Below are 13,664 nucleotides of genomic sequence, written 5' to 3'. Positions count from 1 at the left end.
GGCTTCAGCGAACGGTGATCACATCGCGGTGCATCGGGGCCAGCAGCGCGAGCATCTGGTTCTGCCGCGTGAACGGAATGCCGCGCGCCTCCATGCTCAGCTGCAGCACCTCCACCAGCGCGTTGAACTGCGCGCGCGTGGTGTCCCGGTCGGCGTGCGCGGTTTTCATGTCGGGGCCCCGGTAGACGCAGGGGCCGCCCGAGAGCTGGCAGAGCTGGTCGCTCAGGGACTTCGCCAGGTTGGTCAGGTTGGTGTCCTGAAACTGCTCGCCGACGCGCGGGTCGGCCTTCAGACGCAGGACGAAGTCGTCCATGAGGCTGCGGATGCCGGCCTCCTCGCCGAAGGCCCGGTAGAGACCGGCGGCCGGTGCCACCGGGTAGGCGCTGGCGTCGGACGGGGCGGGGCGCATGGACTGCGCGAGCGTGGCGCCGCTGGCCAGGGCCAGCAGGGTGAGGGCGGTGGATGTGATGAGGTGTTTCATGTGAAGGATCGAAAGAGAGAAGTTCAGAAAGCGATCTGGGCCGAGAGGTACACGCCGGTCTGTTTGCGCCCGCCGGTGGTGGCCGGCACGATGCGGCCCAGGTCCACGTAGGCGGCGGTGAGCGAGACGTTCTGGTTGGGCGCGTACGCGATGAAGATGTCTTTCCAGTCGTCGGCGCGCAGACCATCGCCCAGGCCGGCGGCCTGACCGGCGCGCCGCAGCTTGTCGGGCATGGCGCGGAACTCGACACCCACGGCCAGCTGGCGGTTGATCAGCCAGGCCACCGAGATCTCGGGCTGCAGTTCGACGCCGTTGTCGGCGCCCCCCAGCGTGGCGCCGAAGCCCAGCAGCCCGCCCTGGTTGGCCTTGGTGGCGCGCAGCGTGCCATTGACCAGCACACCTTGCGCGAGAAACAGTTTGGTGGCGCTCACATACACGTCGACCCCGTCGCGGCTGGCACCCAGAGCGCCCAGCGTGCTGTCGAGTCCGGACGACTGCAGGTGCTTGAACTGCACGCCCACGGCGATCTGCGGCATCAGCGTGTCGCTGTCCAGCACGGCGTCTCCTGCCAGGCGCAGCTTGGCGCCCAGGATGTCCTGCTTCAGGTGCAGGCCTGGCAGGCCGAGGCCCGTGCCGGTGACGCCGGTGTTGAAATCCTGCCGGCCCAGCGAGAGCTCCAGTCGGTCGTGGAAGCCCACGGCCACACCATGGGTGTCGAGACCGTGGTCACGTGTTCTGACGCGGCTGGCGTGGGCCGAGACGCCCACCTCGCCCCTGGTGGCCTGGCTGCCGATCACGGCCCAGGGTGAAAGGCCGCCGCCGGCGGCGCCTTCCACGCTGCTCACGCCGCCGGTGAGCAGCAGCTTGCCGGTGTCGGCGTGAGCGGGCGTGGCACACAACAGTGCGATGGCGGCGGCCAGGGGCAGCCAGCAGGGTGCCTGCGCGGCGGTGTTCGTTTTCGGGTGGTCCATGGTGAAGGGTGGGTGGGCGGTTGAGGGGTGCACCGGTCACGGTGCATGGCAGACCTGGTTGCCTGACCCACTGAATACGCAGCGCGGCCCCGACCGGATTCAACCGGGTTCGCGGCAGAGGTCGAGTGCGATCAACGGGCTTTTTGAATCCACTGGCGGCCCGGGCTGCGTATTCAACGTGACGGTGGTCACAGGGCCTGTGCCCGGTGACCACCGCTCACCCCCCCCACCAACCCAGGACTTTCCATGAACAACATCCCAACCCCCGACACCCTGATTTCCCCCGCCTCGCGCCGTGGCTTCATGCGCAGCGGCGGCGTGCTCTCCGCCGCTGCCGTGGCCCTGCTGGCCGGCAACGACGCGATGGCTGCTGCCCACGCACAGAAGACGGACATGTCGAAGGACGTGGGCATTCTCAACGTGGCGCTCGGCCTGGAGCACGAAGCCATCAACGCATACCAGCTCGGTGCCGGCAGCGGCCTGCTGCAAAAGCCGGTGCTCGACGTGGCGGTGCAGTTCCAGGGCCACCACAAGACCCACCGCGACGCGCTGATCGCCACCATCCAGAAGCTCGGTGGCAAGCCGGTGGCCGAGATGAAGCTGGAGGACTACGCCCGGTCGCTCAACGCCGCCTCGCTCAAGAGCCAGGCCGATGTGCTGGACCTCGCAGCCCGCCTGGAACTGGGCGCCACCAACGCCTACCTGAGCGTGATCCCGGCCCTGGGCGACCGCGAGCTGGCCAAGGTGGCCGCGCGCCTGGCGGCCGACGAGACCATGCACTACACCGTGCTCACCAGCGCCCTGGGCCGCCCACTGCCACCCGGCGCCCTCTCGTTCGGCGCCTGAGCCGATCGCCCTGAGCCCGTCGAAGGGTCGGCGCCAGCTCAGGCGGCCTGCTGGAAGCCCTCCAGCAGGTTGACCGCGTTCGTGCCCACGGCGTCCACCGCGTAGCCACCTTCAAAGGTGAACACCGTGGGCAGGCCGGCGCCCGCCAGCGCCCGGCCCACGGCGAGGTAATCGGCGCTTTTCAGGGTGAAGCCCGAGATCGGGTCACCCTCGAAGGTGTCGAGCCCCATGGGCACGACCAGCGCCGTGGCCCCGAAGCGCTGCACCGCCTGCACGCCGGTGGCCAGCGCCTGGATCCAGAGGTCAAACCCGGTGCCGCGTGGCAGCGGCAGGTTGAGGTTGAAACCTTCGCCCGCACCCGCGCCGCGCTCGTCCGCATGGCCGAGAAAAAACGGGTACTCGCTGGCCGGGTCGCCGTGGATCGACACCGTGAGCACATCGGCCCGTTCGTAGAAGAGGGTCTGGGTGCCGTTGCCGTGGTGGTAGTCCACGTCCAGCACCGCCACCCGGTGGTGGCCGGCATCGCGCAGCGCCTGCGCCGCGATGGCGGCGTTGTTCAGTAAACAGTAACCACCGAAGAAATCGCCCCCCGCGTGATGGCCGGGCGGACGCGAGAGCGCAAACGCCGAGCGTGCACCCGCTGCCACATCGTTCGCCGCCGCCAGTGCGCAGGCGGCGCCGCCGCGCGCCGCCGCCCAGGTGCCCGCTGTCAGCGGTGAACCCGAATCGAAGCTGAACAGGCCCAGGCGCGCTGCGAAGTTGGCGGGCAGCACGTCGTTGCGAAAGCCATGGCGGTTGGGCAGCGGCCAGACCGAGGGCAGGGCGTCGCGCTGCGCGTTGTCCGGATCCATCGCCACCCACTCGTCCCAGGCACCCCGCAGGAAATCCAGATAGCGCGCGCTGTGCACGCGTCCGATGGCGGCGTCCAGCAGCGCGTCGTCCACCTCGGGGGGTTGCAGCGCACCGAGCGGGCGGCGCCGCAGTTCGGCCAGCACGAAGTCCAGCCGCGCAGGCACTTCGTGGCAGGGCACCATGCGGCCGCGAAACATTTCCTGCTGGCCGGCGTGGGCAGCGTGGTGGGGGTTGTGGAAGGTTTTCATGGGAAGCCCGGGCCCGACGGTGTGGGTGCTCAGCCCAGCGCCTTGAACGACTGCAGGGCCGACAGCGGCGTGAAGTCGCCGGCGCGCTTTTCCTTCATGGCCGTGATCGCTTCGCGCACGTGCGCGTTGCTCCACACCGCGCCCTGCAGCCAGCCCATCTGGCGCAGGCTGTCTTCCACCGAGTGGTCGCGGGCGTAGTTCACCGCCTGTTTGGTGCCCCAGATGGCCACCGGCGGTTTGGAGGCGATTTCCCGGGCGCACTGCAAGGCGGCGGCCACCGTGGCTTCGTGGGTGTCGAACACCTCGTTGACCAGGCCGTGGGTCAGTGCCTTGGCGGCCGGCAGGCGGCGGCCGGTGTAGGCCAGCTCCTTGACCACCGCCAGCGGCACCAGCTTGGGCAGGCGCTGCAGCGTGCCCACGTCGGCCACCATGCCGATGTTGATTTCCTGGATGCAGAAAAAGGCGTCGGCCGATGCGTACCGGATGCAGGCGGCCGTGACCATGTCGACCGCGCCGCCGATGCAGCCGCCCTGGATGGCACAGATCACCGGCATGCGCAGGTTCTCCAGTTTGGTGAACGTGGCCTGCATGTCGGTGAGCAGGTCGAAGATGGCGGCCCGGCCCTCCGGGCTCTGGTCGTCCATGCTGATGGCACCCGAGAAGGTGTCGAGCGACATGCCGGCGCTGAAGTGTTTGCCGGTGCTGCTGATGACCAGCGCGCGCGCCGTGCCTTCGGTGTGGAGGGTGGTCAGCACCTCGTCGAGCTCGCGCCAGAAGGTGGGGTGCATGGTGTTGAACTCGGCGGGCCGGTTCATCACCAGGTGGGCGACGTCATCCGTCAAGCTCAGGGAAAAGCAGGTCGTTGCGGTCATGGTGGTTCGGCTCTCGTGGTGGGGATGGCAATGGCGACTCACTGTAGACCTGCACCGCGGTGCCGTCTGTCCCGAGCTTGACGAGTTTGCCCACCCGCACGCCGAGCAGGCGGATGCGCCGGGTGAGGTCCACCCGCTTGAGGCACAGGCCGGCCTGGCGGCGGATGGTGGCGGGGTCGGCGGTGAAGCTGTCCAGCGTCATGTCGCGCGTGACGCTCTGGAAGTTGTCGTAGCGCAGCTTGATGCCGATGGTCTTGCCCAGGTACCCCTTGTTGCCGAGGTCGGTGGCCACCTGCTCGCACAACCGGGTGAAGATGGCACCGAGCTCCACGCGGTCGCGCACGGCGTGCAGGTCGCGCTCGAAGGTGGTTTCCCGGCTCATGCTCACCGGCTCGCTTTCGGTCTGCACCGGGCGCTCGTCGCGGCCCCAGGCCACCTCGTGCAACCAGGCGCCATGGCTCTTGCCGAAGGTGTCCACCAGCCAGCCGCGTTCGCGCTGCGCGAGCTCGCCGATGGTGCGGATGCCGTGACCCTGCAGCTTCTCGTCGGCCTTGGGGCCCACGCCATTGATCTTGCGGCAGGGCAGTGGCCAGATCAGCGTTTGCAGGTCCTGCGGTTGCACGATGCTGATGCCGTTGGGCTTCCTGAACTCGCTGGCCATCTTGGCGATGAGCTTGTTCGGCGCCACGCCGATGGAGCAGGTCAGGCCGGTGGCCTGGAAGATGCTTTTCTGGATCAGCCGTGCGAGCACCCGCCCCCCCTCGCGCTGGCCGCCAGGCACCTCGGTGAAGTCGATGTAGACCTCGTCGATGCCGCGGTCCTCCACCACCGGCGCGATCTCGCGGATGGTGTTCTTGAACAGGCGCGAGATGCGGCGCACTTCGTCAAAATCCACCGGCAGCAGGATGGCCTGCGGGCACAGCCTGGCCGCCTTCATCAGGCCCATGGCCGACCCCACGCCGAACTGGCGCGCTGCGTAGGTGGCGGTGGTGGCCACGCCACGACCGGTGTAGCCCGCCAGGCGTGGAAAGAAGTCCACCGGAATGTGGTCCAGGCTGTCGGTGTGCCATTCGCGCTGCGGGTAGGCCTCGCGCAGGCGCTGCAGCAGGTCGTCTTCGCGCCGCCGGCCGCCGCCAATCACCACCGGCAGGCCCTTGAGTTGCGGGTAGCGCAGCAACTCCACCGACGCGAAAAAGGCGTCCATGTCGAGGTGGGCGATGCGCCGGGGCAGGGTCGGGTCGGTTGGGGCATCCACGCGGTCGAGCATAGCGGGATTACCATGGCGCAAGACGCTGGCCACCGGCCGGCGCACGCCTGGAACAGGACATTTCATGAACACCCTTGCACGCCTTGTCACTGCCCTGTTGATCGCCGCCGGCATCGCCGTGGCCGGCTTCGCCGTGAGCCAGGGCCTGGAGCGTTTTCGCATGTCGGACCGCTCGGTCACGGTCAAGGGCCTGGCCGAGAAAGACGTGGAGAGCGACTTCGCGGTCTGGACGCTGTCCTTTCGCCGGGCGGGCAGCGAGTTCGGTGGCGTGCAGCAGGCGCTGGCGGGTGACCGCGACAAGGTGCTGGCCTTCCTGAAGGAGCGTGGTTTCACCGACACCGAGGTGGAGGCCAGGCCCCTGCAGGTGCAGGACTTGTTCACGCGTGAGTACGCGCAGGGCAACCAGCCGTTCCGCTTCAACGGCACCGGCCAGGTGCTGGTCAGGTCGCCGCGCGTGGCCGAGGTCGAGTCCGCCGCGCGCGCGGTCGATCCCTTGATCCAGGCGGGCGTGCAGCTCGGCGGCGAAAACGAAGGCCGCAGTGGTCCGCGCTTTCAGCTCAGGGGTTTCAATGACGTGAAGGCGCCGCTGCTGGCCGAGGCCACCCGCAATGCGCGCGAACAGGCCGACAAGTTCGCTGCCGAAGCGGGCGCCGAACTTGGCCCGCTGAAGAACGCCAACCAGGGCGTGATCCGCATCACCGGCGACGACGGCAACGACTTCGACGACGGCAGTTCGCGCAGGAAGCGGCTGCGCGTGGTCAGCACCTTCGAATACGAGCTGAAGTGAGGACGGCTCAGATTGCTTTCTGGACCAGCCAGCCCTGAAACAGGTACGGCAGGCGCGGGCCTGCCGCCTGCGGCACGCCGCCCTTGTTCTCCACACTGATGGCCAGCTGGGTCACACCTTCCAGGGCGGCTTCTTTGGCCGGCAGTTGCAGTGTCTTGAACTTGCTCTCGATCACGCCCAGCGAGCGCGGCGGCTGGTCGCCGGCGAGCGCCCACAGCTGCATGCTGTCCTCGCGCCCTTCCTTCACCTCGTTGAGGCGCTGCACCTGCAGCACGCCGGCCTGCGGGTCCAGGGTCACCAGCAGGGCCGGCAGTTCCTGCGCATCGAGCAGCACCGACACGTAGCGCACCTGTGGCGTGACCGCCAGGCGCTGCTGCAGGTGCACGATCTGCGTCTTGAGCTGCTCGTACATGCTGGCCGTGGTGGCCGCCCCGATCAGCAGCACCAGCGTCAGCACCACGCTGATGCCCAGCCAGAACTTCGAGGTGCGGGGCTTGGGCGCCGGCACGGGTGAGTTCATGACAGGGCGGTGGGAAAGGTGCCGGGCAGCAGGATGGACTTGTCCACCGTCTCGACGTTGGTGTGGCCGCAAAAGGCCATGGTGAGGTCGAGTTCGCGGTGGATGATCTGCAGGCACTTGGTCACGCCTTCTTCGCCCATGGCGCCCAGGCCGTAGAGGAAAGGCCGGCCGATGTAGACACCGCGCGCGCCCAGTGCCCGGGCCTTGAGCACGTCCTGGCCACTGCGAACGCCACCGTCCATGTGCACCTCGATCTGGCTGCCCACGGCGTCCACGATGGTCGGCAGCGCCTCGATGCTGCTCTGCGCCCCGTCGAGCTGGCGCCCGCCGTGGTTGCTCACGATGAGCGCGTCGGCGCCCGAGGCCACCGCCAGCTTCGCGTCTTCCACGTCCTGGATGCCCTTGAGGATGAGCTTGCCACCCCAGCGCTGCTTGATCCACTCCACATCGCCCCAGTTGAGCGCGGGGTCGAACTGCGAGGCCGTCCAGGCCGAGAGGCTGCTCATGTCGGCCACGCCGGTGACATGGCCGACGATGTTGCCGAACTGGCGCCGCTTCGTGCCCAGCATGCCCAGCGCCCAGCGCGGCTTGCTGGCGATGTTGATCATGTTGGCGATGGTGAGCTTGGGCGGAGCGGACAGGCCGTTCTTCAGGTCCTTGTGCCGCTGGCCCAGGATCTGCAGATCGAGCGTGAGCACCAGTGCCGAGCAGTTGGCGGCCTTGGCGCGGTCGATCAGGCGCTCGATGAAAGCGCGGTCCTTCATCACGTAGAGCTGGAACCAGAAGCCCTCGCCGGCGTGTTGCGCCACGTCTTCGATGGAGCAGATGCTCATGGTGGAGAGCGTGAACGGAACGCCCATTTTTTTGGCGGCGCGGGCGGCCAGGATCTCGCCATCGGCGTGCTGCATGCCGGTCAGGCCCGTGGGTGCAATCGCCACCGGCATGGCCACCTCCTGGCCCACCATGGTCGAGCGGGTGCTGCGGTTCTCCATGTTGACCGCCACGCGCTGGCGCAGCTTGATCTTCTGGAAGTCGCTGGTGTTGGCGCGGTAAGTGCCCTCGGTCCAGGAGCCGCTGTCGGCGTAGTCGTAGAACATGCGCGGCACACGCTTCTGTGCGAGCACGCGCAGGTCTTCCACGGTGGTAATGACGGTCATGGGGTCTCCAGTGTTGTTGGGGCGGGTCCGGGCCTGATGGTAGCGGTGCCCCCGCCAAATGGCTTGTGAAAGCGGAACAAGCCGGATTGAAATTTTTGGTGGTGGGCTCAGCCGGGCGCCGGCAGGCCCAGCGCACGCTCGTCATCGGTCAGCGGCTCCAGCCAGCCCAGCTGCTGATCGAGCACCGCCAGCGTGGCCTCGGAGGCGTCGGCGCCGCGTGCCTGGCGCGCGGCGATGCGCTCGCGCAGCACCGCCAGCGGCGCCTCGGTCGCCAGGATGTGGAAGGCACAGCCCATTGAGCGGGCCAGCGCGTGAAAGGCCTCGCGCTCGTGCCGGCGCAGAAAGGCCGCGTCCACCAGCACCGACCAGCCTTCGCGCAGCAGTTGCGCCGTGCGCTCCAGCAGGTGGGCGTAGGTATCGGTGTGCGCCTGCGGGCTGTACAGGCCGGCGTTCAGGCCCGAGCCACTGGCCTGGGTGGCGCGCAGGCCGTGCAGATGCTTGCGCTGGACGTCGGAGCGCAACCGGATCGCCCGCCCGCTGCGTTCGGCCTGCAGCCAGCGGCTGGAAGCCCAGGTCTTGCCGCTGCCCGACAGGCCATGGGTGATGACGAGCTGCGGCGGGGGAGGCTGCGCGATGCGCCCGGCCAGCGCGGTGTAGCCGCGGGCCTCGTCCTGCGCGGCGGCCACGTCGGCGCCGGCCTGGGTGCTGCGGATCACCGCCACCTTGGCGCGCACCAGCGCGCGGTACACCGCAAAGAACGGCAGCACGTCGGCTGCGGTGGTGTCGCCGCTGGCGTCCAGCCAGTCGCTCAGCAGGCCGTTGGCCAGCCCGGGCTGGCCGTGGTCGAGCAGGTCCATCCAGACGAAGGCCATGTCGCTGGCCACATCGATCCAGCGCAAGGCGTCGTTGAACTCGATGCCGTCGAACGGCACCACCTCGTCGCCGATGAGCACCAGGTTGGCCAGGTGCAGGTCGCCATGGCCTTCGCGCACGCGGCCCTCGCCCCGGCGTTGCGCCAGCCGCGTCGCCAGGCGTGTGGCGCACGCCTGCGTCCAGCGGCCCAGCGATTCGACCTGCTCGGCCTCGCTGGCGCCGGGCAGACCGCTGCGCAGGGTGTCGAGGTTGTCGCGCGCGAAAGCCAGCACATCGTCGAAGCGTCCCCAGGGTCCATCGGCCGGGGACACCGCTGCCGAGGCCTGAAACGCGGCCATGCGTCCGGCCAGCGCGGTGAGGTGTTCGGGTTTCAAGGCGCCGCGCGCGCAGAGGTGGTCAAGTCGCCGGTCTTCGTCGAAGCGGCGCATGTGCACGGCCCATTCGATGGCTTCGTCGTCGTCAGCGCCGGCCTGGCCCCAGCGGGGCAGCCGGGCGGTGCCCACGATCGGCAACGCGCCGAGGTACAGGTGTGTCGCCGGGTCGTCGGTCTGAAAGCGCCGGTTCAGCCGCACCTCGGCCTGGCAGGCATCGCGGCGCAGGGCGAGCGTGCCGAAGTCCATGAACGGCAGCCGCACCGGCTTCTTGATCTTGTAGGCGTGCTCACCTGCCAGCAGCACCCAGGCGCCGTGGGTCTCCATCAACTCCACCCGCTGCGCCGCGTGCGGGTAGCGCGCCGCATCCAGCAGGGCGTGGATCAGGTCGGGCAGCGCAGCGGCCATGCGGCTCAGCTGCAGCCCACGCTCCCGCAGCCGCTCATGCTGGCGGGGCGCACGCGGCCCGGGTCGGCCAGGGTTTCGGTGCCGGTGTCGAAGCCCACGGCCTGCAGGTGCAGCGCCAGCCCGGCGTCCATGCTGGCCGCGTGCTGGGGAAACCACTCGGCCAGCGCTTCGGCCAGGCGGGTGATGACCTCCCGGTCACCCTGCTGGTGGTGGTCCTGCACGGCACGCATGGTCTCCAGAATGCTGGCGTGGTGGGCGGCGTGGCAGTTGTCGGGCGCGAAGCCGGTGGCCAGCATCCAGCGCTCCTCCTGGGCGAAGTGCGCCACCGTGTGGTCCACGAAGGCCTGGTACAGCGGCAACTGCTGCCCTGCCGGTGTGTCCAGCAGCTGGTTGAGCTGTTCCACGAATTCGGCGTGGGTGTGGTCCATGCGGTCATCGCCCACCGACAGGGCAGATGACCATTGCAAAGGGGCGACGGGGTGGGCGGTGACGGTCATGGGCGGGACTCTACCGCGGGTGTTGCGGCGCGGCCTTGATGCACATCAAGGCGCCCGGACGCCGATGGAACCCTGGCGCTCCGGCGGGATCGCAACGGGCATGACATACCAACACCGTCTCAAGACATGCACCCTGGCGCTGGCCTTGTGCCTGCCGCTGTGGGCCGCAGGCGCGGAACTGGTTCGCTGGACCGACGACGGGGGCCGCGTTTACTACGGGGTCATGACCGATGTGCCGCAGCGTTACGCCCACCGGGCCGTGCCCGCCACAACACCCCTGCCCGAGGGCACGAGCGCCTGCGAACGCCGCTGGCATGCGTTTGCGGCCAGTGCGGCGTGTTTCGACCAGTACCGTCTGGTGGGCGGGGGCCTCAAGCCGCAGGCCTTCGAGCGCTGCACCGAGGTGCCGCAGCCCGATCCCTGCAACTGACTCAGCCCAGCCGGGCGCGGTGGCGTGCGATCTGGTGCAGCACCTGCGCGGGGGCCGTGCCGCCCAGGGTGTTGCGCGCGTTCAGTGAGCCACGCAGGCTCAGGCATTCGTAGACGTCCTTCTCGATCGAGGCGTTGAAGCCCTGCAGCACGGTCAGCGGCAGTTCGGAGAGGTCGCAGTTGTGCGTCACCGCCGCTTTCACGGCGTGGGCCACGGTCTCGTGGGCATCGCGAAACGGCAAGCCTTTCTTGACCAGGTAGTCGGCCAGGTCGGTGGCGGTGGCGTAGCCCCGTCTGGCGGCTTCTTCCATGGCGATGGCATTGACCGTGATGCCACCCTCCTTCACCCCGGTGGCCGGATTCAGCTGGCCGCCGACCATCTCGACAAAGATGCGCAGCGTGTCCTTCAAGGTGTCCACCGTGTCGAACAGCGGCTCCTTGTCTTCCTGGTTGTCCTTGTTGTAGGCCAGCGGCTGGCCCTTCATGAGCGTGATCAGGCCCATGAGGTGTCCCACCACACGGCCGGTCTTGCCGCGCGCGAGTTCGGGCACGTCGGGGTTTTTCTTCTGCGGCATGATCGACGAGCCGGTGGTGAAGCGGTCGGCGATCTTCACGAAGCCGAAGTTCTGGCTCATCCACAGAATCAGTTCTTCGCTGAAACGGCTGACGTGCACCATGCACAGGGCGGAGGCGGCAGAGAACTCGATCGCGAAGTCGCGGTCGCTCACGCCGTCCAGGCTGTTCTGGCACACCTGCGGCTCACCGCGTTCATCGACCATGCCCAGGCTGCGCGCCACACGCTCGCGGTCCAGCGGATACGTGGTGCCGGCCAGTGCTGCGCTGCCCAGCGGCAGGCGGTTGGTGCGCCGACGCACGTCGACCATGCGCTCGGCGTCGCGCGAGAACATCTCCACATAGGCCAGCAGGTGGTGCGCAAAACTCACCGGCTGGGCCACCTGCAGGTGGGTGAAGCCCGGCAGGATCACGTCCACGTTTTTTTCGGCCACGTCCACCAGCGCGACTTGCAGCTCGCCCAGCAGGCCCATGATGAGGTCGATCTCGCTGCGCAGCCACAGCCGCACATCGGTGGCGACCTGGTCGTTGCGGCTGCGCCCGGTGTGCAGGCGTTTGCCCGCGTCGCCCACCAGTTGGGTCAGGCGCGCCTCGATGTTGAGGTGCACGTCCTCGAGGTCGAGCTTCCAGTCGAAGTCGCCGGCCTCGATCTCGCTGGTGATCTGCGCCATGCCTTGCTCGATGGAGGCGAGGTCGGCCGCGCCGATGATGCCCTGCGCTTGCAGCATGCCGGCGTGTGCCAGGCTGCCTTCGATGTCGGCCTGCCACAGTCGCTTGTCGAAGAAGACGCTGGCGGTGTAGCGCTTGACCAACTCGCTCATGGGCTCCGAGAATAGGGCGGACCAGGCTTCGGATTTCTTGTCGAGTTGGTTGGTGGACATGGTGTGCCAGCGGCTGTAGGGAAAAGAGAAGCAGCGGAAGACCGCAGCAAGGAAGGCGTGCAGGGCAGGCGGGAACGGCGTTTTGATCGCAGCGCCGTGCGCTCGCCAGGTGCGGGGACCGGACCAACGCACAATCCAACGTCGACCGACCCCCAGCATTGACGCACGCCCCATGAAAGACTCCCGAATTTTATCGACCTTCCAGGACCTGCCCAGCACATTGGGCACGCAGTCGTCGCAGGAGATGCCCGAGCACATCCGTGCGCGCGACCGCGTGTTCGACACCTGCCAGGTCGGCGTGGTGTTGCGCGCGGTGCTGTTCGTGCAGGCCATCGTGGCCGTCGCCGCCATCTTCGGCGCGTCCACACCCGTGGGCTGGATCACGCAGATGGCGGTGCTCACCGGTGCCGCCCTGCCTGCCGTGCTGGCGTGGCTGCTGTGCGTCTGCGGGCTCAAGCGCAAGCTCGGCCGCATGGAGGTTCAGGCCCAGTGGGCCTCGGGCGTCGGTCTGGGTGTGCTGGCCGGGCTCTATGGTTGCGGGCTGCTCGTGCTCATGGGCCTGGCCAACCCGGCCCCCTGGGTGGCCAGCGGCGCGGCGGGCGCCCTGGTGGCCGCCGTGCTGGTGGGCGCGCTGGTGTGGCGCGCCAAGGCCCGCATGCCCGCGGGGACCACCGCTCGGCTGGCCGAGTTGCAGGCGCGCATCCGGCCCCACTTCCTGTTCAACACGCTCAACAGCGCCATTGCCCTGGTGCGTGAGGAGCCCGCCAAGGCCGAAAGCCTGCTGGAAGACCTGAGCGAGTTGTTCCGCCACGCGCTGGCCGATGCCAAGGAGGCCGTGCCCCTGTGGCAGGAGCTGGAGCTGGCCGAGCACTACCTGGCCATCGAGCAGGTGCGCTTTGGTGACCGGCTCAAGGTGGAGTGGAGCGTGGACGACACCGCCTCCCGGGCCAAATTGCCGCCCCTCATCCTGCAGCCGCTGGTGGAGAATGCGGTGAAACACGGCGTAGAGCCGAGCCCGTCCGGCGCGGTGGTGCGGATCAGCACGCAGCGGCGCGGCAGCCTGGTGGTGATCAAGGTGACGAACACGGTGCCGGCAGGCAGTGGGCGGCGGGGCAACGGGCTCGCCCTGGACAACGTGCGGCAGCGTCTGGCGTTGCTGCACGATGTGCAGGGGCGGTTCCAGAGCGCATTGGTCAACGGGGTGTTTCAGGTTCGCCTTGAAATACCGGTATAAGCGGGTTTTGAACCCGTCTGGCTACGGAGCGTGACATGACACTGAAGGTACTGATCGTTGACGATGAAGCGCTGGCCCGTTCGAGGCTGCGCACCCTGCTCGGCGAGTGCAGCGAGCCGCGCGTGGACGTGGTGGGCGAGGCGGGCAACGCGGTGCAGGCGATGGAGCAGATCCAGCGCACCGGTTGTGATCTCGTGCTGCTCGACATCCACATGCCCGGGGTGGACGGCATGGCGCTGGCCAAGACCCTGCGCGAGCTGGCGGCGCCCCCGGCGGTGGTTTTCATCACCGCCTATGCGGAGCACGCGGTGCAGGCTTTCGAGCTCGAAGCGGTGGACTACCTGTGAAGAGTCAAGAGGTTGTTTCTTGACGAGCTGAGTCTGGACATGGGAGGCAA

General features: G+C 68.4%; 14 protein-coding genes and 1 pseudogene. 5 read left to right on the top strand and 10 right to left on the bottom strand.

Annotation, left to right across the window (positions count from 1 at the left end):
- Window positions 1-4: 4 nt before the first annotated feature.
- A complete protein-coding gene (locus QUV35_RS10665; RefSeq protein ID WP_300873502.1) occupies window positions 5-481 on the bottom strand; it encodes a group 1 truncated hemoglobin in 477 nt (158 codons plus the stop codon).
- A gap of 23 nt (window positions 482-504) precedes the next feature.
- Entirely contained in the window at window positions 505-1,452 is a 948-nt protein-coding gene (locus tag QUV35_RS10660; protein ID WP_300873501.1) for a DUF3034 family protein, read from the bottom strand.
- 246 nt (window positions 1,453-1,698) lie between these two features.
- Here QUV35_RS10660 and QUV35_RS10655 point away from each other — a divergent pair, with 246 nt between their 5' ends.
- On the top strand, window positions 1,699-2,298 hold the full coding sequence (locus QUV35_RS10655; RefSeq protein ID WP_300873500.1) for a ferritin-like domain-containing protein: 600 nt from the start codon (window positions 1,699-1,701) through the stop codon (window positions 2,296-2,298).
- Window positions 2,299-2,336: 38 nt separating this feature from the next.
- On the opposite strand, the gene QUV35_RS10650 is transcribed toward QUV35_RS10655, so the two are convergent.
- The 3 genes from QUV35_RS10650 to QUV35_RS10640 are packed head-to-tail and all read right to left on the bottom strand — an operon-like array spanning window position 2,337 to window position 5,537.
- Window positions 2,337-3,398, bottom strand: coding sequence for a histone deacetylase family protein (locus QUV35_RS10650; RefSeq protein ID WP_300873498.1), 1,062 nt, complete (start codon window positions 3,396-3,398; stop codon window positions 2,337-2,339).
- A gap of 29 nt (window positions 3,399-3,427) precedes the next feature.
- Complete coding sequence (locus QUV35_RS10645; protein WP_300873496.1) at window positions 3,428-4,270, bottom strand: enoyl-CoA hydratase-related protein; 843 nt, start codon at window positions 4,268-4,270, stop codon at window positions 3,428-3,430.
- On the bottom strand, window positions 4,230-5,537 hold the full coding sequence (locus QUV35_RS10640; protein WP_300873494.1) for a DNA polymerase IV: 1,308 nt from the start codon (window positions 5,535-5,537) through the stop codon (window positions 4,230-4,232). The genes QUV35_RS10645 and QUV35_RS10640 overlap by 41 nt, the downstream gene beginning before the upstream one ends.
- A 64-nt stretch (window positions 5,538-5,601) precedes the next feature.
- Here QUV35_RS10640 and QUV35_RS10635 point away from each other — a divergent pair, with 64 nt between their 5' ends.
- Window positions 5,602-6,324, top strand: a complete 723-nt coding sequence (locus tag QUV35_RS10635) for an SIMPL domain-containing protein (protein WP_300873492.1) — start codon at window positions 5,602-5,604, stop codon at window positions 6,322-6,324.
- Window positions 6,325-6,331: 7 nt separating this feature from the next.
- Here the strand turns inward: QUV35_RS10635 and QUV35_RS10630 are convergent, their stop codons facing one another.
- From QUV35_RS10630 to QUV35_RS10615, 4 genes are all read right to left on the bottom strand, one after another.
- Window positions 6,332-6,844 carry an anti-sigma factor gene (locus QUV35_RS10630; protein ID WP_300873489.1) on the bottom strand — a complete coding sequence of 171 codons (513 nt, stop codon included), beginning with the start codon at window positions 6,842-6,844 and terminating at the stop codon, window positions 6,332-6,334.
- Window positions 6,841-8,001 carry an alpha-hydroxy acid oxidase gene (locus QUV35_RS10625; protein ID WP_300873487.1) on the bottom strand — a complete coding sequence of 387 codons (1,161 nt, stop codon included), beginning with the start codon at window positions 7,999-8,001 and terminating at the stop codon, window positions 6,841-6,843. Before QUV35_RS10625 ends, QUV35_RS10630 begins: the two co-directional genes overlap by 4 nt.
- A gap of 107 nt (window positions 8,002-8,108) precedes the next feature.
- The gene (locus QUV35_RS10620) at window positions 8,109-9,653 is read right to left on the bottom strand and encodes a bifunctional aminoglycoside phosphotransferase/ATP-binding protein (RefSeq protein WP_300873485.1); all 1,545 of its coding nucleotides are present in this window, start codon (window positions 9,651-9,653) and stop codon (window positions 8,109-8,111) included.
- Between the two features lie 5 nt (window positions 9,654-9,658).
- Window positions 9,659-10,150, bottom strand: coding sequence for a hemerythrin domain-containing protein (locus QUV35_RS10615; RefSeq protein WP_300873483.1), 492 nt, complete (start codon window positions 10,148-10,150; stop codon window positions 9,659-9,661).
- 100 nt (window positions 10,151-10,250) lie between these two features.
- Between QUV35_RS10615 and QUV35_RS10610 the strand changes: the two genes are divergently transcribed.
- Window positions 10,251-10,580 (top strand): hypothetical protein, encoded by a 330-nt coding sequence (locus tag QUV35_RS10610; protein WP_300873481.1) that lies wholly within the window; start codon window positions 10,251-10,253, stop codon window positions 10,578-10,580.
- A 1-nt stretch (window position 10,581) separates the two neighbouring features.
- Here QUV35_RS10610 and argH read toward each other — a convergent pair whose 3' ends face one another.
- Window positions 10,582-12,033 carry an argininosuccinate lyase gene (argH, locus tag QUV35_RS10605; RefSeq protein ID WP_300873479.1) on the bottom strand — a complete coding sequence of 484 codons (1,452 nt, stop codon included), beginning with the start codon at window positions 12,031-12,033 and terminating at the stop codon, window positions 10,582-10,584.
- Between the two features lie 172 nt (window positions 12,034-12,205).
- Between argH and QUV35_RS10600 the strand changes: the two genes are divergently transcribed.
- Window positions 12,206-13,267: a histidine kinase gene (locus QUV35_RS10600; protein WP_300873477.1), complete on the top strand. Its 1,062-nt coding sequence runs from the start codon at window positions 12,206-12,208 to the stop codon at window positions 13,265-13,267.
- A gap of 35 nt (window positions 13,268-13,302) precedes the next feature.
- A pseudogene (locus QUV35_RS10595) lies at window positions 13,303-13,611 on the top strand (response regulator); the annotation flags it as partial.
- Window positions 13,612-13,664 lie beyond the last annotated feature (53 nt).

The sequence above is a fragment of the Hydrogenophaga sp. genome (genome assembly GCF_030373225.1).
Classification (GTDB): domain Bacteria; phylum Pseudomonadota; class Gammaproteobacteria; order Burkholderiales; family Burkholderiaceae_C; genus Hydrogenophaga.
This window is presented reverse-complemented; position numbering and strand designations above follow the sequence as displayed.